This is a genomic window from Streptomyces sp. NPDC005262 (genome assembly GCF_042872425.1).
Taxonomy (GTDB): domain Bacteria; phylum Actinomycetota; class Actinomycetes; order Streptomycetales; family Streptomycetaceae; genus Streptomyces.
In genome coordinates this window covers 191,310-211,292 of the sequence record NZ_JBIAKK010000007.1, presented here as the reverse complement: position 1 = coordinate 211,292, position 19,983 = coordinate 191,310, and the positions used below count along the sequence as shown (strand labels likewise).

General features: G+C 70.2%; 17 protein-coding genes and 1 tRNA gene. 10 read left to right on the top strand and 8 right to left on the bottom strand.

Going from position 1 to position 19,983, the window contains the following annotated elements; all coding sequences use genetic code 11:
• Positions 1-5: 5 nt before the first annotated feature.
• From ACFYP5_RS19900 to ACFYP5_RS19890, 3 genes are all read left to right on the top strand, one after another.
• Positions 6-608, top strand: a complete 603-nt coding sequence (locus ACFYP5_RS19900) for a GNAT family N-acetyltransferase (protein ID WP_030926682.1) — start codon at positions 6-8, stop codon at positions 606-608.
• A gap of 167 nt (positions 609-775) precedes the next feature.
• On the top strand, positions 776-1,936 hold the full coding sequence (gene glpR / locus ACFYP5_RS19895) for a gephyrin-like molybdotransferase receptor GlpR (RefSeq protein ID WP_389037510.1): 1,161 nt from the start codon (positions 776-778) through the stop codon (positions 1,934-1,936).
• Between the two features lie 88 nt (positions 1,937-2,024).
• Positions 2,025-2,098 (top strand) — tRNA-Ala (locus tag ACFYP5_RS19890).
• Positions 2,099-2,353: 255 nt separating this feature from the next.
• On the opposite strand, the gene ACFYP5_RS19885 is transcribed toward ACFYP5_RS19890, so the two are convergent.
• From ACFYP5_RS19885 to ACFYP5_RS19875, 3 genes are read right to left on the bottom strand one after another with little or no spacing between them, the layout of a single operon-like run.
• A complete protein-coding gene (locus ACFYP5_RS19885) occupies positions 2,354-5,113 on the bottom strand; it encodes a bifunctional YncE family protein/alkaline phosphatase family protein (RefSeq protein ID WP_389037507.1) in 2,760 nt (919 codons plus the stop codon).
• 6 nt (positions 5,114-5,119) lie between these two features.
• Positions 5,120-6,478: an ABC transporter permease gene (locus ACFYP5_RS19880; RefSeq protein ID WP_389037504.1), complete on the bottom strand. Its 1,359-nt coding sequence runs from the start codon at positions 6,476-6,478 to the stop codon at positions 5,120-5,122.
• A complete protein-coding gene (locus ACFYP5_RS19875; protein ID WP_389037502.1) occupies positions 6,475-7,416 on the bottom strand; it encodes an ABC transporter ATP-binding protein in 942 nt (313 codons plus the stop codon). The genes ACFYP5_RS19880 and ACFYP5_RS19875 overlap by 4 nt, the downstream gene beginning before the upstream one ends.
• Positions 7,417-7,747: 331 nt before the next feature.
• Between ACFYP5_RS19875 and ACFYP5_RS19870 the strand changes: the two genes are divergently transcribed.
• On the top strand, positions 7,748-8,533 hold the full coding sequence (locus tag ACFYP5_RS19870) for an SAM-dependent methyltransferase (protein WP_389037499.1): 786 nt from the start codon (positions 7,748-7,750) through the stop codon (positions 8,531-8,533).
• A 47-nt stretch (positions 8,534-8,580) separates the two neighbouring features.
• Here the strand turns inward: ACFYP5_RS19870 and ACFYP5_RS19865 are convergent, their stop codons facing one another.
• On the bottom strand, positions 8,581-8,793 hold the full coding sequence (locus ACFYP5_RS19865; protein WP_389037496.1) for a hypothetical protein: 213 nt from the start codon (positions 8,791-8,793) through the stop codon (positions 8,581-8,583).
• Between ACFYP5_RS19865 and ACFYP5_RS19860 the strand changes: the two genes are divergently transcribed.
• Positions 8,792-9,592, top strand: coding sequence for an alpha/beta fold hydrolase (locus tag ACFYP5_RS19860; protein ID WP_389037493.1), 801 nt, complete (start codon positions 8,792-8,794; stop codon positions 9,590-9,592). The genes ACFYP5_RS19865 and ACFYP5_RS19860 overlap by 2 nt on opposite strands.
• A gap of 19 nt (positions 9,593-9,611) precedes the next feature.
• Here ACFYP5_RS19860 and ACFYP5_RS19855 read toward each other — a convergent pair whose 3' ends face one another.
• On the bottom strand, positions 9,612-10,097 hold the full coding sequence (locus ACFYP5_RS19855; protein ID WP_389037490.1) for a GNAT family N-acetyltransferase: 486 nt from the start codon (positions 10,095-10,097) through the stop codon (positions 9,612-9,614).
• 50 nt (positions 10,098-10,147) lie between these two features.
• Between ACFYP5_RS19855 and ACFYP5_RS19850 the strand changes: the two genes are divergently transcribed.
• The gene (locus ACFYP5_RS19850; RefSeq protein ID WP_389037487.1) at positions 10,148-10,963 is read left to right on the top strand and encodes an exodeoxyribonuclease III; all 816 of its coding nucleotides are present in this window, start codon (positions 10,148-10,150) and stop codon (positions 10,961-10,963) included.
• Here the strand turns inward: ACFYP5_RS19850 and ACFYP5_RS19845 are convergent.
• Together ACFYP5_RS19845 and ACFYP5_RS19840 are read right to left on the bottom strand one after the other, a co-directional pair.
• On the bottom strand, positions 10,953-11,234 hold the full coding sequence (locus tag ACFYP5_RS19845) for a DUF2087 domain-containing protein (protein WP_319739047.1): 282 nt from the start codon (positions 11,232-11,234) through the stop codon (positions 10,953-10,955). The genes ACFYP5_RS19850 and ACFYP5_RS19845 overlap by 11 nt on opposite strands.
• 108 nt (positions 11,235-11,342) lie before the next feature.
• Entirely contained in the window at positions 11,343-12,005 is a 663-nt protein-coding gene (locus ACFYP5_RS19840; RefSeq protein ID WP_389037907.1) for a MerR family transcriptional regulator, read from the bottom strand.
• Positions 12,006-12,173: 168 nt separating this feature from the next.
• Here ACFYP5_RS19840 and ACFYP5_RS19835 point away from each other — a divergent pair, with 168 nt between their 5' ends.
• From ACFYP5_RS19835 to ACFYP5_RS19820, 4 genes are all read left to right on the top strand, one after another.
• Positions 12,174-13,709, top strand: coding sequence for a flavin-containing monooxygenase (locus ACFYP5_RS19835; protein ID WP_389037484.1), 1,536 nt, complete (start codon positions 12,174-12,176; stop codon positions 13,707-13,709).
• Entirely contained in the window at positions 13,706-14,653 is a 948-nt protein-coding gene (locus ACFYP5_RS19830) for an alpha/beta fold hydrolase (RefSeq protein WP_389037481.1), read from the top strand. The genes ACFYP5_RS19835 and ACFYP5_RS19830 overlap by 4 nt, the downstream gene beginning before the upstream one ends.
• A complete protein-coding gene (locus ACFYP5_RS19825; protein WP_389037478.1) occupies positions 14,650-15,570 on the top strand; it encodes an SDR family oxidoreductase in 921 nt (306 codons plus the stop codon). The genes ACFYP5_RS19830 and ACFYP5_RS19825 overlap by 4 nt, the downstream gene beginning before the upstream one ends.
• 85 nt (positions 15,571-15,655) lie before the next feature.
• Entirely contained in the window at positions 15,656-15,850 is a 195-nt protein-coding gene (locus tag ACFYP5_RS19820; RefSeq protein ID WP_389037476.1) for a hypothetical protein, read from the top strand.
• Positions 15,851-16,527: 677 nt separating this feature from the next.
• Here the strand turns inward: ACFYP5_RS19820 and ACFYP5_RS19815 are convergent.
• Complete coding sequence (locus tag ACFYP5_RS19815) at positions 16,528-19,806, bottom strand: S41 family peptidase (protein ID WP_389037473.1); 3,279 nt, start codon at positions 19,804-19,806, stop codon at positions 16,528-16,530.
• Positions 19,807-19,983 lie beyond the last annotated feature (177 nt).

Here is a 19,983-nt window from a genome sequence, read left to right as displayed (position 1 = left end):
GGCCGGTGATCCTGACGGACGGCGCGATCGCCCTCCGGCCGATAAAGCTGCGCGACCAGCGCGAGTGGCGGGAGGTCAACCGGCGCAACCGCGACTGGCTCCGCCCCTGGGAGGCGACCGTCCCTCCGCCCGGCCCGGGCGGTCCGGTGGCCCGGCGCCCCACCTACCGTCAGATGGTCCGCCATCTGCGCTCCGAGGCGAACGCCGGCCGGATGCTGCCCTTCGCCATCGAGTACGAGGGGCGTCTGGTGGGGCAGTTGACGGTCGCCGGAATCACCTGGGGATCGATGTGCTCGGGCCACATCGGCTACTGGGTGGACCAGGACGTGGCGGGTCGCGGTGTCATGCCGACCGCGGTCGCTCTCGCCGTCGATCACTGCTTCCGGTCCGTCGGACTGCACCGCATCGAGGTGTGCATTCGGCCCGAGAACGGGCCCAGCCGAAGAGTCGTGGAGAAACTCGGATTCCGCGAGGAAGGGCTGCGTCCACGCTATCTCCACATCGACGGTGCCTGGCGGGACCATCTGATCTTCGCGCTCACCGCGGAGGAGGTGCCCGACGGGCTGCTCCGGCGCTGGCACCAGGCACGACCCGGAACGCCACGCTAAATAAAATACATGTTCGAAATTGATCGCCGTGTGACTGCTAACGAACGTGCAAACGCCGACTGTTGATCCGAACAATCACAAAAAAAGTCCGTGATATCAGCCAGATCGTGCGACACACCGGGCCAATTGGCGGATGCCCCCGTGCAAACCCCTCTACGGTGTGAGACGTGAGCAGCAGCGGCCTCATCTATGCAGTCATCGTCGGGGCCTGGGCCGCCTACTTGGTGCCGATGTGGCTCCGCAGGCAGGACGAGCTCAATGAAGCCCGCCCGACGGAACGCTTCAGCACCGCCATCCGGCTGCTGTCCGGACGGGCGGCGATGGAGCGCCGGTACGCCAGGGAACTGCGGGAGCGCACCACCGAGGAGGCGGCGCCCGACGCCGAGCCGGACGTGGACACGGACCGAGTGGATTCCGTGGACGTCCGGGCCTTCGCCGCGCCTCCGGCGCATACCGAAGCCCGCGTGCACGACCCGGTGCGTGCGGCTTCCACGGCGCAGGCGTCCCAGGGTTCCCAGGAGCGGCAGGCCCAGGAGGGATCGGCGCAGGCGTCCGCGCTCGTACCCGCACGGCGCGCGCGCCCGGGTGCGATCGATGCGGAGCGCGCCCGGCGTGCCCAGCGCTCGCAGGTGCTGGCGCGCCGTCGGCGCACCACCTCGGTCCTCTTCCTCGCCTTCACCCTCGGCGCGATCGTCGCGGCGGTCGGCGGCCTCCACTTCCTGTGGGCGCCCGCGGTGCCTGCCGTGCTGCTGAGCACGTACATCGTGCATCTGCGCGCCCAGGAACGGCGCAGGTTCGCCTTCACCATGGACCGGCGCAGGGCGGAGGTGGCGGCGCAGCACCTGCGCGAGAACCGCCACCGCAGGCACCAGCCCGCGGCGACGGCCCCCGCCGAGCCCGACGAGGAGCCCGAAGCGCGCCACCCCGAGCCCGAGCCCGCCCCCACGGTCTCCCCGCAGGAAGCGGGCCGCCGCGCGCTGGTCGAGCAGACGGACCACGCGGAGTGGGTCGACCAGCAGCGCGAACGCGGCCGGGCCCAGGGCGACAGCTGGGAGCCTGTCCCGGTCCCGCTGCCGACCTACGTCACCGCGCCCGTGGCCCCGCGCGCCACGGGCGGCGTCGAGGTCGGCAACCCGGAGACCTGGAGCGCGGCACGCTCCAGCACCGCCGAACCGGCACAGCCGGGCACCACGGCCCCCACCGCACCCGCCGTGGACCCGGCCCCGCGCCAGCGCACCAACCAGTCCCGCCGCACCCGCGACCGCGGCCGGACACCGCTCTTCGACCAGTACGAGGACGGCGACCGGCCCCGCGCCGCCAACGAGTGAGACCCGCTGCGACACCGACCGGGCTGACCAGCGGGGGAGCGGATTTCCGAGCACCGCTCCGAGGATGCTAGAGTTTCACTCGTTGCAAGGGCCTGTGGCGCAGTCTGGTAGCGCACCTCGTTCGCATCGAGGGGGTCTGGGGTTCAAATCCCCACAGGTCCACCGCAGCTCAGAGCCCCTACCGGGGAAACCCGGTAGGGGCTCTTTGGCGTCGTACAGCAGCGAAGTGCGGCAACCACGTCTGATCTTGTGCACCGAGGTGGACCGTGGCGGCGGCCGACCGCGTGGCGAAGGCCCGGTCGGAGTTCTCCGGCTCGACCGAGGTTCGGTCCCGATCCTGTGGCTGCACACAGCGACAGAAGGAGCTCCTGGCCGGCGGTGCACCGGCCAGGGGCTCCATGATGAGATCTGCCTAGGTCAGCCGTCGGACTCCGGCGACGGGATGTAGGCGCCCGGCACGTCCTTCGGCGCGAAGATCTTGTCCTCGCCGGGGTACGGCTTCTTCCACTCGTGTGTCTCGTACCACGTGAAGTGGTTCATCTGCGCGGGATTCGCGAAGTCGGGCTTGGCGTCGGGTCCGGTCAGCCGCTGCTTCGACTTCCAGTCCTCCCACTTCGCCGCGAGCACCTGCTTGTCCGCCGGCACCTTCGCCGAAGGCACGGGCGCCGCACTGGGGTTCTGCGGCGCCGGGGTGTCCAGGCCGCAGGCAGGCGGGGTCGCCAGACCCGCGGTCAGCGAGGTCCGGTTGGGCAGCGCCTTGAACGGCGTGAGGTCCGCCTTCTTGGTGAACGCCCCACGCATCGGGCTGGCCGCGCTGTCCTTCTGGTTCATCGGGTGGATCCCGAGGATCTGCTCGATGGTGCGGATCATCGTGATCTGCGAGTAGTAGTGGCTGTCGACGGTGTCGTGCTGGGCCCAGGGGCTGATGATCTGGATCGGGGCACGGTGGCCGTCGATGTGGTCGAGGCCGGCCTGGGAGTCGTCCTCGACAACGAAGATCGCCGAGTCCTTCCAGTACTTGCTGTGCGAGATCGTGTCGACCATCCGGCCAACCGCGAGGTCGTTGTCCGCGACCTGGGCGGCCGCGTTCGCCGGACCACCGGTGTGGTCGCTGGAGAGCCAGAACATGTTCAGGTTCGCCGGCCCGTTCTTCTCGAAGTCCTGCTTCCAGATCTCGGACCGGTAGATGTCCGGGACGCTGGTGTCGAACTTCGGGAAGCCGGGCACCGACACGTTGTTGAGCGACGGGATCGGCGAGGACGAGTTCAGCGGGTAGGCGGTGTTCTGCCCGGTCGCCGCCATGTTCTTGGAGTCGCAGTACAGGTTCTGCCAGCTCGCGCCCGACGGCTTGGTCAGGAACTGCTGGAACTCACCGAAGTCGCGCACGGACTTGCCGGCCGCCTGTGCACCGGTCCAGATGAAGCCGGTCCGCTGGTGACCGAGAGCGTCGTCCTCGGTGTCGTAGCTGCGCGCGTACTCACCGGCCGAGGACTCGGTGTACTCCGGGTTGTCGGCCTGCATCAGCCAGTTGTGCCCCTCGGCGGAGTTCGTGCCGATGTCGTACGTGTTGTCGTACAGCCCGAACTGCTTGGCCAGGGCGTGCTGGTTCGGCGTCACGTTCTCGCCGAACTGGGCGAGCGACGTGTCGCCGTTGCCCTCCGGGATGTCACCGAAGACCTGGTCGTAGGTCCGGTTCTCCTTGACGATCAGGAAGACGTGCTTGATCGTCGAAGGGTCGCCGAGCCGCTCCGGGACCGGCACCGGCTTCGTGTGGCCCTTGCCCTTGCCCTTGGTCAGCGTGACCGCGCCGCGGTTCCAGCCGTTCTGCTTGAAGACCTTGGCCGTCTCGGACTTGATGACGTGGTCGTTCGGCAGCGTGAACCGCTGCACGCTCGACGTCGTGTCATGGGTGCCGTGCCCGGCGCTGTTGGTGGGGCGGCGGGCGTCGATGCCACGGGTGTTGGAGACCAGCACGTCGTTGCCGACAGTGGCGATCTCCGCGGGGAAGTAGTCCGTCGGGAGCAGGCCGACGTAGCTGACCGGCTCCTGCGGGGTCGTGTACCGGTAGACGGCGACCGCGTTGGCGCGGCCGAGCGTCACCAGCAGGTGACCGTCGTCGGTGAGCGTCACCGCGTCGGGCTCGTAGCCCACCGACGCCTCCGGCCACGGCTGGGTGGCGACGGTCTGCACGACCTTGTTCCTGGCGGTGTCGATGACCGACACGTCGTTGGTGGCGGTGTTGGTGACGAACAGCGCCCCGTGCTTGGCGTACAGGGCGGTCGGGTGCAGACCGACGTCGATGCTCGCGACGGCGGCAGCAGGGTTCGCCGTGTCGATGACGCTGACCGTGCCGGTGGTGGTGGCAGCGGTCACCGGGCTGGCCGGCACCTGGGTGTTGTAGGAGTTGATCGTGGTGTCGCCGGGCTTCGCCGGACGCCCGCCCTCGTTGCTGACGTAGAGCTTGGTGCCGACCTTGACCATGTCACGCGGGGCGTTGCCCACGGCCCAGCTCTGCTGGACGGCGCCGGTCGCCGTGTCGATGGCGACCACCCGGTTCTGGCCGTTGACCGCGGAGTACACGGTGGAGCCGTCGGGCGAGAACACCGCCTCGCCCACCAGCGCATGCCTGGGACCGTCCACCGGAATCTTGATGGACGTCGGGTTGGCGACGCTGCCGTCCGGGTTCACGGTGAACTTCGTGTAGCCGTCGGTCTGGCCCAGCCACAGCTGCGAACCGTCGGGCGAGTACGTGGGGCCTTCCTGGCCCACGTCGTTGCCACTGATGCGCGGGTTCGCCGACGCGGAGTTGCCGACGAGTTGCTGCACCTTCCAGCTCTTCAGGTCGACGATGGACAAAGCCATCCCACCGTCGGTGACCGAGGCCGCGAGGTGGGTGCCGTCCGGGCTGACCGAGGACGACATGATCTTGCCGTTGTTCACGACGAGACGGTCGCCGAACGGGGCGATGTACTGGTCGCTGGCGATGACCTGGCCCTGATCGGTGATCTGGCCGACCTGATCGGTGCCGAACTGGTGCGTCTGGGCGAAAGCGGTGCCGGCGGCGACGACGCCGAGAGCGGTGATGCCTGCCGTTGCCAGAGGTATCCGGCGGCTGATGCGTCTACCGAGAAAGCCGGAATGCTCCTTCTCGACACGCCTGCGGCGTGTTACCTGCATGGAGTGTTATCCCTTCAGGGTGGTGGACAGCAGTTCGACATTGCCGTCGAACTGCCAGAGCGGGTTCGGTGCGTCTCCGATCGGCGTCCGTACCAGGAAGTAGCCGTTCACTTCCTTCGGTCCGTCGCCGTCGGCCATGAACCGCCCGTCTGCGGTGACGTCGAGCTGGTAGATGGCCGTCCCGGCGGCCTCGACGTCAGGGAGATGCCAGGAGACGACGCAGCGCCAGTCGTTGCCCGGCCCCTCGCCGGTGACCTGGCCGCCGCCCTTCGTGCACGTCGCCGTGGTCCTCAGCTGCGCTTCGGTGACGGCGGGGCGGTTGAGCTGCTCGGTCTGCATGCGGTAGAGGTGGGCGAATGCCGTGGCGACCGACCGCTGCACCTTGTTCTGCTCGATTCCGGAACCCAGGGACGGGGTCGTCCCGGCGACGACCGCGACCGTGACGGCGCCCAGCGCGACCAGCGGCAGGAGTCCGGCGGTGATCGCGCGACGCCCGGAGCCGTCGTAGCTCGGGTTGGTGAAATCGCGCCGCACGAAAAGCAGGTAGGCCAGCACGGTCGCGGTCACGGCCCACACCAGGCTGACCACGATGCCGATCAGGAGCGGGCCGAGCTGTGCCGGGCCGGTGAACAGACCGTTCCAGGCGATGAAGGCGTAACTGGGCATGGCGAGGCGTACGGCAACGGGCAGCGGCAGCATCTGGGCGAGCTGCATCGCGAGCGCGACGAGCGCGGGCAGCAGCAGTCCCATCGGTGACCGCCCCAGCGTGACGGACCCGAGCAGTCCGATCGCGGCGAGGGCAAGGGTGGGGGCGAGTACGCAGACCCAGGCGAGCAGGACCGTGCCGGCGGCGTCCGCCGGCGTCAGCAGGTGGCCGTCGAGGCCGACCAGCGGCTGGCTGCCGACCGCCACGACACCGCCGGCCGCGCTGGAACAGGCCAGCCCGGTCACGAGCAGCAGGATGACGGTGAGGCTGGCCAGCGCCTTCGCCGCGAAGATCCGTCGAGGCGACCGGACCGCCACGAGGAGGTGGCGCCAGGTGCCGAGCCGGTCCTCGGAGGCGAACACGTCGCCGGCGACCACCGAGGTCAGCAGCGGGAGCGCCCAGGTGCCCGCGAAACCGAGTATCACCAGCGGCCCGGCCCACCCCGTGGCGTGCATCCAGCGGCCGAAGAGGGTGTCGACGGGGAGCGTGCTCTGCTGGCTGACGGCGGCGACGAAGAGCGCCGGCACGATCCAGCAGGCGAGGACCAGCAAGCGGATCCGCCATTGCGAGACCAGCTTGACCAGCTCGAAGCGGTAGCCGCGCGGAACCGAGACGCGGCGGGCACTGGCAACGTTGTCGTGGGTGAGGGTCGCGGTCATCGGCCGGCCTCCTGCTGCTCGGTGAGGGCGAGGAACGCCGCTTCGAGCGGCGACACCACGGGTGCGAGCTCCCGCAACGCGAGGCCCGCGTGGACGAGCCGCGTCACCAGTTCGTCGAGGGCCGGCACGAGGGCGCGCACGACGAGTAGTTCGGCGTCCTTCCGTGCCCCGGTGTCGTCCACGACCCGGATCCCGGCCGTGTCGGCAGCCAGCCGGCGGGCCGCCTGCGGGTCGGAGGTGAGCAGCCGGTAGTCGAGTTCACGGTTCTCCGCGGCCAGCTTGCTCAGCGGGCCGGAGAAGACGACCCGTCCGGTGGCGAGGATGGTGACCTCGGAGCACAGCGCCTCGAGGTCGTCCATGCGGTGGCTCGAGAGCACGACGCCGGTGCCGTCCGCCGCGAGCCGGTTGAGGACTCCGTGGACCTGTTTCTTTCCGGCCGGATCGAGGCCGTTGGAAGGTTCGTCGAGCACGAGCAGCCGGGGCTTGGTGAGCAGGGCGGCGGCGAGCCCGAGCCGCTGACGCATGCCGAGGGAGAAGCCGCGGGTACGGTCGTCGGCGACATCGGTGAGCCCGACCTGGTCGAGCACGTCGTCGATCCCCGTCGTCCGCGCGTCGTGGCCGCGCAGAGCGGCCAGCGCGGCAAGGTTCTGCCGGGCGGTGAGTGAGGGGTAGAGACCGGGCCCGTCCACGAAGCCGGCGACACCGTCGGGAGCGGCGAGCGCCCGCCCGACTTGCGTACCCAGGATCTCGAGGTGGCCGCTGTCGGCGACGGCCAGGCCCAGCAGGAGGCCGAGCAATGTGGTCTTGCCGGCGCCGTTCGGTCCGACCAAGCCGTGGATCTGCCCCTGCGCCACATCCAGATCGATGCCGTCGAGTGCGACGACGTCGCCGAAACACTTGGTGATCCCGCGAGCCCGGGCCGCGAGGAGTGTGTCCATGAGTTCCTTCTTTCGGAAGCCTCAAGGAACTTAGGGGCTGCATACAACGAAGGCAGGGACGGCCGGTTGAACGTTGAGGGAACGGGCGGTGGTTGGCATCCGCCGCGCCGATTGGCGTCGGCCCACAACTCGGGTCCCGTCACGGCCGCTTCTGTCGGCGCCTCCGGCAGCGGTCGGGCACGTGGAGAACAATGGTCTGTACAACGGTCGAACTCCGCGTCGCCTACGCTGGTTTCGATCGTCCCGCCCGTCAGGTGCTCCGCTCGCGGTGGCCGCGCGGCAGGACGAGCCGCAGTTTCCTGCCCGCGATGCCCGTACGGAGGAGCGTCCTGTGACGGCCGGCCCGCTCAACCCCCAGATCGACACCAGCAATCCCCATCCGGCACGCGTCTACGACTGGCTGCTCGGCGGCAAGGACAACTACCCGGTCGATCAGGCGGTCGGGGAGAAGCTGCCTCCGGAGGCGCGGGCCAATGCCGCCCGGAACCGGGCCTTCATGCACCGGGCCTCCGCGTGGCTGGCGCACCGGGGCGTCGATCAGTTCCTCGACGTCGGAACCGGCATTCCCACCTCGCCGAATCTGCACCAGATCGTCCAGGCGATCACGCCCACGGCCCGGATCGTCTACGCGGACAACGACCCCATTGTTCTGCGGCATGCGGAGGCGCTGCTCGTCAGCAGCCCCGACGGTGCCACCGACTACATCCACGCGGATGTCCGCCAGCCGCAGCTGATCCTCGACCGAGCCCGTGAACTGCTGGACTTCGACAGGCCCATTGCCCTGTCGCTGATCGCGCTCATGCACTTCCTGCCCGACGACCAGGACCCGTACGGCATCACCCGCACCCTGGTGGACGCCCTGCCCTCGGGCAGCTATCTGGTCCTGTCGCACGGCACGGCCGACCAGCATCCGGAGCTGCGCGTCGAGACCGAGGCCGCGTACAAGAAGGGCGCCATCGCGCTGCGGATGCGCACGCGCAGCGAGGTCGAGCCGTTCTTCGACGGTCTGGATCTCGTTGCGCCCGGGCTGGTGCCGGCCGCGGAGTGGTACCAGGAGGAGCCGGCTCCGGAGAACGAACGGAGTGGCTTCTACGTGGGCGTCGCGCGCGTGAAGTGAGCGGGCAGGTGCGTCGACGCTCTCCGGCGCCGGGTCAGGATCCTGTGTCATGGGCTGACCGGGACGGAGGGCGCGCTCCAGCCGGACGCGCCCGGTCCGCCTTCTCGGCGCGGCTGCGCAGCGGTTCGGCCGTGGCCGTCGAACGGGGCCGCCGCCTGGACGTCGTTGAGGCGGATGCCGACCACGTGATGGCCGGAGCCGGGTACGGTCCGGGGTGTCCGCAGGGGCGTACGGAACGGCAGACCCAGGGGGATCGGCATGGAGTTCAGCACGAAGAGCGGCACCACCATCGCGTACGACGACCGGGGGCCGTCCGACGGTCCGGCCGTCGTTCTCGTCCACGGCCATCCGTTCGACCGGACGATGTGGAACCCGCAGGCCGAAGCGGTGGAGCGGGCCGGTCACCGGGTGATCGTGCCGGATCTGCGCGGATACGGGGAGAGCACCGTCGTGCCGGGCCGGACCCTGCTCGCGGACTTCGCCGACGACATCGCCGCCCTCCTCGACCACCTCGGTGTCGAACGGGCCGTGGTCGCCGGGCTGTCCATGGGCGGACAGATCGTCATGGAGTTCCACCGCCTGCACCGCGCCCGGGTCTCCGCGCTGGTCCTCGCCGACACGTCACCGGTCGCCGAGACCGAGGACGGCAAGGTCTTCCGCAACCGGATGGCCGACCGGCTGCTCGCCGAGGGCCTGGACGGGTATGCGGACGAGGTGATCGACAAGATGATCGCCCCGTACAACGTCACCGGGCTGCCGGACGTCGCCGCGCACGTCCTCGCCATGATGCGCACGACCGCTCCCGAAGGGGCCGCGGCGGCTCTGCGGGGCCGGGCCGAGCGTCCCGACTACCGGGAGTCGCTCGCCGGGGCCGAGGTGCCGGTGCTGATCGTCGTGGGTGCGGACGACGCGTACACACCGGTCGCGGACGCCGAGGCCATGCACCGGCTGATTCCGCAGTCCTCGCTCGTCGTCGTCGACCGCGCCGGGCACCTGCCGAACCTGGAGCAGCCGGAGCGGTTCGACGCCGCGCTGCTCGGGTTCCTCGGAAGGCTCTAGACGGGGAGAGCAGTCCGGATCAGGACTCCTGGAGCGGCTTGGCGAAGCAGAGGCTGCTCTCGTACGTGCGGTAGTAGCCGAACTTCTCGCACGGGGTGTAGCCGCTGGAGGTGTACAGCGCGATGGCCTCCGGCTGCTGGTCGCCGGTCTCCAGCACCATCCGGTTGCGGCCCGCCGCCCGCGCGTCGGCTTCGAGGGCGGCGAGGATACGGCGGGCCAGACCCTGTCCGCGGCCCTCCCGGGTCACGAACATCCGCTTGAGCTCGGCGTCGCCGTCCGAGTAGCCCTCGTCGTTCCGTTCCTGCGCGCGCCAGCCGCCGGTGGCGACCGGTGCGTCCCACTCGTCGTAGGCGAGCAGATACAGGCCGTTCGGCGGCCGGAACATCGACGGGTCGAGCGGTGTGAGATCGCCCTCGTCCCCGTAGCGCTCGGCGTACTCGAGCTGCACCTCGTCGTTGAGTTTGACGGCGTCGGGGTGGTCGAAGCAGCGCGGCTGGATATACATGCGAAATATGGTACATGTATGCGGCGTCCGGTACTCGGTATGGTGCCTGGATGCTCACCGTGACCACCGTAAATGTGAACGGGCTCCGCGCCGCCGCGAAGAAGGGCTTCACCGAGTGGCTGGCGCAGACCGAAGCCGATGTGATCTGCCTGCAGGAGGTGCGGGCCGAGCCGCAGCAGCTCGCTGCCGAGGTGCGTGAGCCCGACGGCTGGCACACCGTGCACGCACCCGCTGCCGCGAAGGGGCGGGCCGGGGTCTCGCTCTACACGCGCAGGGCGCCGGAGCGGGTGCAGATCGGATTCGGGGGGTTCGGGGACGCCGGGAGCGAGGAGTTCGTCGACAGCGGCCGTTACGTCGAGGTCGACCTGCCCGGTGTGACGGTGGCGAGCCTGTACCTGCCCTCCGGTGAGGTCGGCACGGAGCGGCAGGACGAGAAGGAGCGCTTCATGGGCGCCTTCCTCTCGTACCTCAAGGGACTCAGGGTGCGGGCCGCGGCCGACGGCCGCGAGGTGCTGGTGTGCGGCGACTGGAACATCGCCCACCAGGAGGTCGACCTGAAGAACTGGAAGGGCAACAAGAAGAACTCCGGCTTCCTGCCGGAGGAGCGGGAGTGGCTGACCCGGGTCTTCGACGAGGCCGCGTACGTCGATGTGGTGCGGGCGCTCCACCCCGACGCGGAAGGGCCGTACTCCTGGTGGTCCTACCGGGGGCGGGCCTTCGACAACGACACGGGCTGGCGCATCGACTACCAGGTGGCGACGCCCGGTCTCGCCGGGCGTGCGGTGAAGGCGTGGGTCGAGCGGGCCGCCACACATGCCGAGCGGTGGAGCGACCACGCGCCGGTGACGGCCGTCTTCAACCTGTAAGGGTGCGGCGGTAGCTGCTGCCGTCCTTGGGGCGGGTCAGCAGGCCCGCCACCACCAGATAGCGGCGCAGCGCCGAGTAGTCGTCGTGCACCGTCAGCAGTGCCTCGTTGACCTCGCGCTCGCTGTAGGTGCGGTCCGGCTCGAACAGCGTCCGGGCGAGGTGGACGAGCAGCTGTTCGCGGCGGGCCGGTTTGCGGGGGATCGCGGTCAGCCGACCACGGGAGAACAGGGCGGCGACCCCGTGCGAACTGCTCGGATCGTTGTCAGGCATGAGCGGAAGCCTGACGCACGGGACGGGTGCGGGCAACGCAATTTCGGGCGACGGCTCTGGGGGTGACGGCTCCGAGGGGCACGTGTCCGGCGTCTTCGGCGCCGGGGGTCACGTCTCCGGCGTCTTCGGCGCCGAGGGCTTCGGCCGGGTGTCGTCGTCGCGGCGCAGCCTGCGGTCGAAGGCCATCGAGAGTTCCGCGTCCACCACCGCGCGGGCGAGCGGGCGGAGTTGGGCGGGTTCGGCCTCGGTGGAGTGGGCCCGCATCACCCCGACGAAGAGTTCGGCGAGCGCGTCCGCGTGTTCGCGGACCCGGCGCCCCGCCGAGAGCACCGTGGAGAGCGGCACCCCTTCCCGTACCAGCTCCGCCGACACCTCCAGCAGGCGTCGGCTGATGTGCACGATCTCGTCGCCGTCGGTGGCGAGATAGCCGAGGTCCAGGGCGGTGGCGAGGTTCTCCGGGGTGACCTCGCCCTCGAAGTAGTCCGCCAGCTGTTCGGGCGTGAGGCGGACCGGGGTCTCCTCGGTCGGTTCGCCCAGCCCCAGCACTTCGGCGACATCGCGGCCGCTCTCGAACGTCCGGGCCAGATCGGCGATTCCGGTAAGGGTGTGGCCGCGCTCCAGCAGGCCGGCGATCGTCCGCAGTCGCGCCAGGTGATGGTCGTCGTACCAGGCGATGCGCCCCTCCCGGCGCGGTGGCGCGATCAGTCCGCGCTCCCGGTAGAAGCGCACGGTCCGTACGGGGATGCCGGCCTCCCGGGCCAGCTCCTCCATGCGGTATTCGCGGTGCTCACGTCCTTCAGCCACAACGGCACCCTATGTTGTACCGTCGGTAACTTTCCCTTGCCCGACCCCTACCCATCGGTACGGAGCTGTTCTACTCTCCCCACAATGCCAGTGATTGCTGGCAGAGTCGTGTGACGTACCGCGGGAGGCGGCAGCATGGCCCAGCACGAGCATGTACGAGTGGCGGTGATCGGATCCGGATTCGGGGGCCTGGGGGCCGCGGTCCGGCTGCGCCGCGAAGGCATCACCGACTTCGTCGTCCTGGAACGCGCCGACTCCGTCGGTGGCACCTGGCGCGACAACAGCTATCCGGGCTGTGCCTGCGACGTACCGTCCCACCTCTACTCGTTCTCGTTCGCCCCCAACCCCGAGTGGCCGCGCACCTTCTCCGGGCAGGAGCACATCCGCGCCTACCTCGAGCACGTCGCCGACACCTTCGGGCTGCGTCCGCACATCAGGCTGGGTCACGAAGTGACGATGATGCGGTGGGACGGCGACGAGCTGAACTGGACGATCGAGTCCGCGAACGGGACCACGATCGTCGCCGACGTCGTCGTCTCCGCGACCGGCCCGCTGTCCGACCCCAAGATGCCGGACATCCCCGGTCTCGCCGACTTCCCCGGCAAGGTCTTCCACTCGGCCCGCTGGGACCACGACTACGACCTGACCGGCAAGCGCGTCGCCATGATCGGCACCGGTGCCTCCGCCATCCAGATCGTGCCGTCGATCCAGCCGAAGGCCGGGAGCCTGACCCTGTTCCAGCGCACCCCGCCATGGGTCATGCCGCGCATGGACCGCAGCATCAGCGGTGCCGAGCGGTGGCTGCACCGCACGCTGCCGTTCACCGGCGCCGCGCGCCGCGGACTGCTCTGGGGCATACGGGAGTTGCAGGTGAGCGCCTTCACCAAGCACCCGAACGAGCTCGGTATCGTCGAGAGGATAGCCAAGTCCAACATCGCCCGGGCCATCAAGGATCCGGCGCTGCGGGCCAAGCTGACCCCCTCGTACCGCATCGGCTGCAAGCGGATCCTGCTCTCCAGTTCCTACTACCCGGCTCTCGCCCAGCCCAATGTGGATGTGGTCGCCTCCGGGCTGACGGAGGTGCGCGGCTCCTCCGTCGTCGCCGCCGACGGCACGGAGACCGAGGTCGACGTGATCATCTTCGGCACCGGCTTCCATGTGACGGACATGCCGATCGCCGACCGGGTCGTCGGCGCGGAGGGCATCACGCTCGCCGAGTCCTGGAAGGACGGCATGCAGTCGCTGCGGGGTGCCACCGCCGCGGGCTTCCCCAACTGGATGACGATCATCGGCCCCAACACGGGGCTGGGGAACTCCTCCATGATCCTGATGATCGAGTCCCAGCTGAACTACATGGCGGACTATCTGCGCCAGCTGAACGTCCTGGGCGGACGGGCCGCGCTCGGCGCGCGGAGGTCGGCGGTCGGGATGTGGAACCGGCGGGTCCAGGAGCGGATGAAGCGGACCGTCTGGAACACCGGTGGCTGCACCAGCTGGTATCTGGACGCCAACGGGCGCAACACCACGGTCTGGCCGGGAACGACAGGTGAGTTCCGCCGGGCGACACGGACGGTGGACCTCGGGGAGTACGAGGTCATCCGGCCCCGGAAGGCTGATGCCGCCGAGACCGTCGTCGGCCGGACGTCCGTCGCCGAGGAGGTCGCGCGATGAGCCGGCTGCTGCGACGCGAGGACGCCCCGCCGGTGCCCGCGCGCGAACTGACCGCCGTCTCCGCCGACGGCTCCCGCATCCACGTCGAGGTGTACGGGCCGGACGGCGCGCCCGCGGTGGTGCTGGCGCACGGCTGGACCTGCAACACCCACTTCTGGGCCGCGCAGATCCGGGACCTGGCGGTGGACCACCGGGTCGTCGCCTACGACCAGCGCGGACACGGACGTACACCCGCGGTCGGCCCCGAGGGGTACAGCACCGACGCGCTCGCCGACGACCTCGAAGCGGTGCTCGCCGCCGCTCTCGCCCCCGGCGAGCAGGCGGTGCTCGCCGGGCACTCCATGGGCGGCATGACACTGATGGCCGCCTCCCGACGGGCCGGGCTGCGTGAGCATGCGGCAGCCGTACTGCTGTGCAGCACCGGCAGCTCGCGACTGATCGCCGAGTCGCTCGTCGTGCCGATGCGGGCCGGGGCCGTCCGGACCCGGATGACCCGCGCGATCCTCGGGGCGCGGGCCCCGCTCGGGCCGGTCACGTCCGTCTCGAAGCGGATCCTCAAGTACGCGACGATGGGAGCCGGTTCGGCGCCGGAGCGGGTCGAGGCCTGTGCCAGGATCGTGCACGCCTGTCCGCGGGCGGCGCGGGTCGCCTGGGGGCATGTGCTCGCGGACCTCGATCTCGACGCGGGGATACGGGAGTTGCGAGTACCCACGGCCGTGATCGCCGGCACGGAGGACCGGCTGACGCCGCCGGTCCACGCCCGTGCCCTCGCGGCCGCACTGCCCGACTGTCTGGGACTGACCGAGCTGGCGGGCATGGGCCACATGACACCGGTGGAGGCGCCGGAGGCGGTCACCGCGAAGATCCGGGAACTGGTCGCCGGGTATGTCACCCCTGTCACCGGCACGGTCGGTGGCAGTGTCGAGGAGGAGGAGGTCGTATGAGCGGCAGGCGCAGTCTCGAAGGACAGGTCGTGGTCGTCACCGGCGCGGCGCGCGGCGTGGGCGAACTGCTGGCCCGCAAGCTCTCGGCGCGCGGTGCGAAGCTGGCGCTGGTCGGCCTGGAGCCGGACGAGCTGAAGAAGGTCTCCGAGCGGCTGCACTCGGAGAGCGACCACTGGCACGCGGACGTCACCGATCATGTGGCGATGGCGCAGGTCGCGCAGGAGGTGAAGGAGCGGTTCGGCAAGGTCGACGTCGTCGTCGCCAATGCGGGGGTCGCCTCGGGCGGGCCGTTCGTCGACTCCGACCCGGAGTCGTGGCGGCGGGTCATCGAGGTCAACCTGATCGGTGGCGCGGTGACGGGGCGGGCGTTCCTGCCCGTACTGATGGAGAGCCGCGGCTACTTCCTGCAGATCGCGTCGCTCGCCGCGATCACTCCGGCACCGATGATGACCGCGTACTGCGCGTCGAAGTCGGGCGTGGAGGCGTTCGCCCACAGCCTGCGGGCGGAGGTCGGGTACCGGGGGGTGAAGGTCGGCGTCGGCTATCTGTCCTGGACGGACACCGACATGGTGCGGGGCGCCGACGAGGACGACGTCATGCGGGAGTTGCGGCAGCGGCTGCCGTGGCCGGCGAATCGTACGTATCCGCTGGGCCCGGCGATCGACCGGATCGTGGCCGGCATCGAGCGCCGTTCCGCGCACGTGTACGCGCAGTGGTGGCTGCGGGGCATGCAGTCGGTGCGGGGCTACCTGCCGGCGGTCATCGGGGTGGTCGGGCAGCGCGAGATGAAACGGTTCGGGCCGCGGCTGGAGGGCGTGGGCAAGGGGCTCGTGGGGGCCGGGGGCGCGGCGGACGAGAGTGCGCGTGGCGTGGGGGGAGCGGGGGGTGCGCGGGGTTCGCACACTCAGCGTGACTGATCGAAATGCGTCGGATGTCCTGCCGTGTAAGTCTGGTCGAGGCCCTTACGGGCCACCCCCAAGCACCCCACTAGGAGTGAACAGCATGGGTATCGCAGACCAGTTCAAGGACAAGGCGCAGGAGCTCGCCGACCAGGCGAAGAAGAACGGCGGCGACAAGAAGGGCGACGCGCGGCAGCGTTCGTCGTCCGAGGCGTCGGAGCGCGGGCGTGACAGGGCCCAGAACACGTCGCGGAACGCGGCGCGTGGCACGCACGGCCGGGTCGACGACGAGTCTTGACTTGATCGTTGGTGACCTGCGCGGAGGCGTGGTTTGAGGCTTCGCGCGGATGAGGGGCGCGCCCGGGAGACCGGGCGCGCCTTTCGCGTGCGTGGGGGTTTTCTTCCCCCTTCCCGAATCCGGGGCAAGCCCCCTGGGCCCCCGCTGTCCTCAATCGCCGGACGGGCCGATCGCCCGCGCCGGTTTCACGAGCTGCCGTCGGCGGACAGGGCTCACACATTGCCGTCGGCGGACGGGCTCACGAGTTGCCGTCGCCGGGGGTCTCGCCAACGCTCGCAAGTTGCCGTCAGTGGAAGGGTTCACGAAATCGCCGTCGCCGGGTGGGCCGGCAAGTGGCGTTCGCTGCACGGGTTCACGAAGCCGGCCGCGTGGGCTCACAAGTGGCCTCCGGCGGCAGTGATTTACGAGCCGTCGTCGGCGGACGGGTTCACGAAACTGCCGTCGGCGGACGTGACTCACAAGTTGCGGTCGTCGGACAGGGCCGCAAGCTGCCGTCTGCGGACGTGGTTCAGGAGCTGTCGTCGGTGGGTCGGTTCGCGAGCTGTCGTCGGCGGGCGGGGCTCCCGAATCGCCGTCGTCGTGGGGGCATTCGCCCGCGGCCGCCCTCGAAACCGGCGCGGGCGATCGGCCCGCCCGGCGATCGAGGACCAGCCGTGGAGCCGGGCCCCCGCGCCGAGTTACCTCGGTGGCAGGGGCGGGCGTACCCGGTCGGGGACGTTTTCGTATGTGGGAGGGGTGGCGGCCGGCTGGGTGTTCAGGAGGTCCAGGGCCACGTGCACCGCGTCGTCCAGCACCGCGTGACGGCCCTCCGCCCAGTCCAGCGGGGTGCGCAGGGCCTCCAGGTCCGGTTCCACGCCTCGGTTCTCCACCGACCAGCCGTACTCGTCGAACCACGCCGCATTCATCGGCACCGTGATCACCGTGCCGTCGATCAGCCGGTGCCGGCCGGTCATGCCGACCACGCCGCCCCACGTCCGCTGACCCACCACCGGGCCCAGCTCCAGCAGGCGGAACGCGGCGGTGATCATGTCGCCGTCGGAGGATGTCGCCTCGTCGGCGAGGGCGACCACCGGGCCCCGGGGGGCGTTGGAGGCGTACGAGACCGGCTGGGCGTTGCGGGTCAGGTCCCACCCGAGGATCGGGCGGGTCAGTTTCTCGACCACCAGCTCGCTGATGTGGCCGCCCGCGTTGCCGCGTACGTCGACGATCAGGGCGGGGCGGGAGACCTCCAGACGCAGGTCCCGGTTGAACTGGGCCCAGCCCGAGCCGCCCATGTCAGGGATGTGCAGGTAGCCGCACTTGCCGCCGCTCAGCTCGCGTACGACTTCGCGGCGTTTGGCCACCCAGTCCTGGTAGCGCAGCGGTCGCTCGTCGATCAGGGGCACGATCGCGACGCGGCGCGCGGGGCCCTCGCCCTCGGGGGGTTGGAAGGTGAGTTCGACCGTGGTGCCGCCCGCCGCGGAGAGGAGAGGGTAGGGGCCTGCGACGGGGTCCACCGGGCGACCGTCGACATGGGTGAGGATCGCGCCCTCCCGGATGCCGGTGCCGGCGAGCGGTGAACGGGCCTTGGAGTCCGAGGAGTCGCCGGGCAGGATCCGCCGGACCACCCAGGCTCCGTCCCGGCACACCAGGTTCGCGCCGAGCAGTCCGATCGGCCGCTGGTAGTGCGGCGGTCCCTCGTTGCGGCGGGCGGGTGCCACGTACGCGTGCGAGGTGCCCAGTTCGCCGAGGACCTCGCGCAGCAGGTCGGCGAACTCGTCCGGCGTCGACACCCGTTCGACCAGCGGACGGTACTGGTCGAGCACGCCCTCCCAGTCGATGCCGCACATGTTCGGCTCCCAGAAGTAGGCGCGGATGATCCGGCCCGCCTCCCCGAATGCCTGTCGCCATTCCGCCGGCGGGTCGACGTCGTGCAGGATCCGTCGTAGGTCGAGGTAGACCGTCGAGTCGCTGTCACCGGCCTCGGTGGCCGGTACGGCCCGCAGTTCGCCGTCGTCCATCACGACGAGCCGTGACGCGTCGCCGCTGACGGCGAACCAGTCGAGATGGCCGACGAGTTCGGTCTTCCTGGCCTTGGTGATGTTGAAGTGTTCGAGGGTGGGGCGACCCGAGGTGTCGGCCGGGTTGACGAACGTCTCGCCGAGCGCGCCGGAGATCGGCCAGCGAAGCCAGACGAGCCCGCCGCCGCTGACCGGATGGAGCGCCGAATACTTCGACGCGGTGACCGGGAACGGCGTCACCCGGTTCTCCAGCCCCTCGAACTCGACCGTGACCGTGGCCCCTTCGACCTGAGTCGCTTCCGGAACGTCGACCGGGTCGAGGCCGCCCGCCGCCGGGCGCCCTTCCGGTGAGAGAGCGAACGGGGAGGGGGTAGCCGACGAGAGCGGCACCAGGTACGGGCGGCAGCCGAGCGGGAAGGACAGGTCGCCGGTGTGGACGTCGTACACCGGGTCGAAGCCGCGCCAGGAGAGGAACGCCAGGTACCGGCCGTCGCCCGTGAACACCGGGTTCTCGTCCTCGAAGCGGCCGTTGGTGACGTCGACGATCACCGGCGCGCCGGGCCCCATGATCCGGGCCAGTTTGATCTGCCTCAGCGAACGGCCGATCCCGGGGTGGGACCAGGTAAGCCAGGCGCCGTCCGGCGAGAACGCCAGATCGCGGACGGGGCCGTTGATGGAGCGGATCAGTTCGGTCGGTTCGCCGGTGGACTCCTCGACGGTCTCCAGGAGCAGCAGGCGGCCGTCGTTGGTCGCGATCGCGAGCCGTTCGCCGTCCGGGTCGGAGGCCAGCTCGTGGACCCGGCCGATCTGCCCGGAGGCCAGCCGGCGCGGCTCCCGGGGCCCACTGGCACGCGGCAGGTAGGCGATCTCGATCGCGTCCGCACCGTCCGCGTCCGTGACGTACGCGACCTGGCCCATGCAGCCGAGCATCTCGGGCAGCCGGACCCTGACCCCCGGGGTGTCGGTGATCGTGCGGGCCGGCCCGTCGCGGTGGGTGAGCCAGTACAGACTGCCGCGTACCACGACGGCGCTCGCGCGGCCCGTCTCGTCCACGGACAGCGAGTCGACATGGCTGGCGGCCGGTACCTGGTACGTACGCCGCCCGGCCCGCGGCCCGCCGAGGCGCACCTCCAGCTTCCGCGGCACCGCGTCCGGTGACAGGTCGTCGACCAGCCACACTTCGCCCGCGCACTGGTAGACGACCCGGCGCCCGTCGCTGGAAGCGTGCCGGGCGTAGAACGCGTCGTGGTCGGTGTGGCGGCGAAGATCGCTGCCGTCGTGCAGACAGGAGTAGAGGTTGCCGACGCCCTCGTGGTCGGAGAGGAACGCGATTCGCCCGCCGACGAACATCGGTGCGTCCAGATGGCCGTCGAGATCGGGCAGCAGCCGCACGCCGTGCAGCCACAGCCGCCCCATCGCCCCGCCCCGGTACCGCTTCCAGGCGGCCGGTTCGTGCGGCGGCGTGCCGGTGAGGAGCAGCGTGCGGCGCTCGCCGTCGATGTCCGCCACCGCGATGTCGGCGACCGGGCCCCAGGGGAGCTTCCCGCCGGGGGAGCCGTCCGTGGGCACGCTGTAGGCCCAGGAGAAGTACGAGAACGGCTGGGCGTGCGAGGACACGGCGAGGATGTGGGACTGCTCACCCGGATCGGGCGTCCAGCCGCGGACCCGTGCGTCGGTGGCCCCCCAGTAGGTGAGCCGGCGGGAGGGCCCGCCCTCGACCGGGGCGATATGGATCTCGGGGTCGAGGCTACGCCAGGTCGTATAGGCGATACGGGTTCCGTCGGGGGAGAAGCGAGGGTGGCTGACCCGGGTCCGGTCGACGGTCACCCGCCACGCCCGGCCGGACGGGTGGCCCTCGGGGACGAGGGGAGCGACCCAGAGGTCGTCCTCGGCCGCGAAGCAGAGCAGGTCCTCGTGGAGGTGCGGGAAACGGAGATACGCGACGTCGTCACTCACCCCCCAATGCTTTCCGCGCGAGAGGGCCCCGGCAACTCGTGGCGCGCCGAGTTGTGGTGCAGCACACAAGCGAAACGATTTAGTTTCGCTGATTCGGCGAGGTACCTTCGATGTGTACGAAACAGTTTCGTTCGGTCGGCTGATGTACGAGCGACTGACATACGACCGGAAGAACAG

What these genes read in the sequence shown, in the direction of transcription:
- ACFYP5_RS19880 (WP_389037504.1), bottom strand. Translation starts at nt 6,478, where the DNA reads ATGACCGCGACCCTCACCCACGACAACGTTGCCAGTGCCCGCCGCGTC.
- ACFYP5_RS19850 (WP_389037487.1), top strand. Translation starts at nt 10,148, where the DNA reads ATGCTCACCGTGACCACCGTAAATGTGAACGGGCTCCGCGCCGCCGCG.
- ACFYP5_RS19820 (WP_389037476.1), top strand. Translation starts at nt 15,656, where the DNA reads ATGGGTATCGCAGACCAGTTCAAGGACAAGGCGCAGGAGCTCGCCGAC.
- ACFYP5_RS19865 (WP_389037496.1), bottom strand. Translation starts at nt 8,793, where the DNA reads ATGCCGATCCCCCTGGGTCTGCCGTTCCGTACGCCCCTGCGGACACCC.
- ACFYP5_RS19825 (WP_389037478.1), top strand. Translation starts at nt 14,650, where the DNA reads ATGAGCGGCAGGCGCAGTCTCGAAGGACAGGTCGTGGTCGTCACCGGC.
- ACFYP5_RS19845 (WP_319739047.1), bottom strand. Translation starts at nt 11,234, where the DNA reads ATGCCTGACAACGATCCGAGCAGTTCGCACGGGGTCGCCGCCCTGTTC.
- ACFYP5_RS19830 (WP_389037481.1), top strand. Translation starts at nt 13,706, where the DNA reads ATGAGCCGGCTGCTGCGACGCGAGGACGCCCCGCCGGTGCCCGCGCGC.
- ACFYP5_RS19835 (WP_389037484.1), top strand. Translation starts at nt 12,174, where the DNA reads ATGGCCCAGCACGAGCATGTACGAGTGGCGGTGATCGGATCCGGATTC.
- ACFYP5_RS19855 (WP_389037490.1), bottom strand. Translation starts at nt 10,097, where the DNA reads ATGTATATCCAGCCGCGCTGCTTCGACCACCCCGACGCCGTCAAACTC.
- ACFYP5_RS19875 (WP_389037502.1), bottom strand. Translation starts at nt 7,416, where the DNA reads ATGGACACACTCCTCGCGGCCCGGGCTCGCGGGATCACCAAGTGTTTC.
- ACFYP5_RS19840 (WP_389037907.1), bottom strand. Translation starts at nt 12,005, where the DNA reads ATGGAGGAGCTGGCCCGGGAGGCCGGCATCCCCGTACGGACCGTGCGC.
- ACFYP5_RS19885 (WP_389037507.1), bottom strand. Translation starts at nt 5,113, where the DNA reads ATGCAGGTAACACGCCGCAGGCGTGTCGAGAAGGAGCATTCCGGCTTT.
- ACFYP5_RS19860 (WP_389037493.1), top strand. Translation starts at nt 8,792, where the DNA reads ATGGAGTTCAGCACGAAGAGCGGCACCACCATCGCGTACGACGACCGG.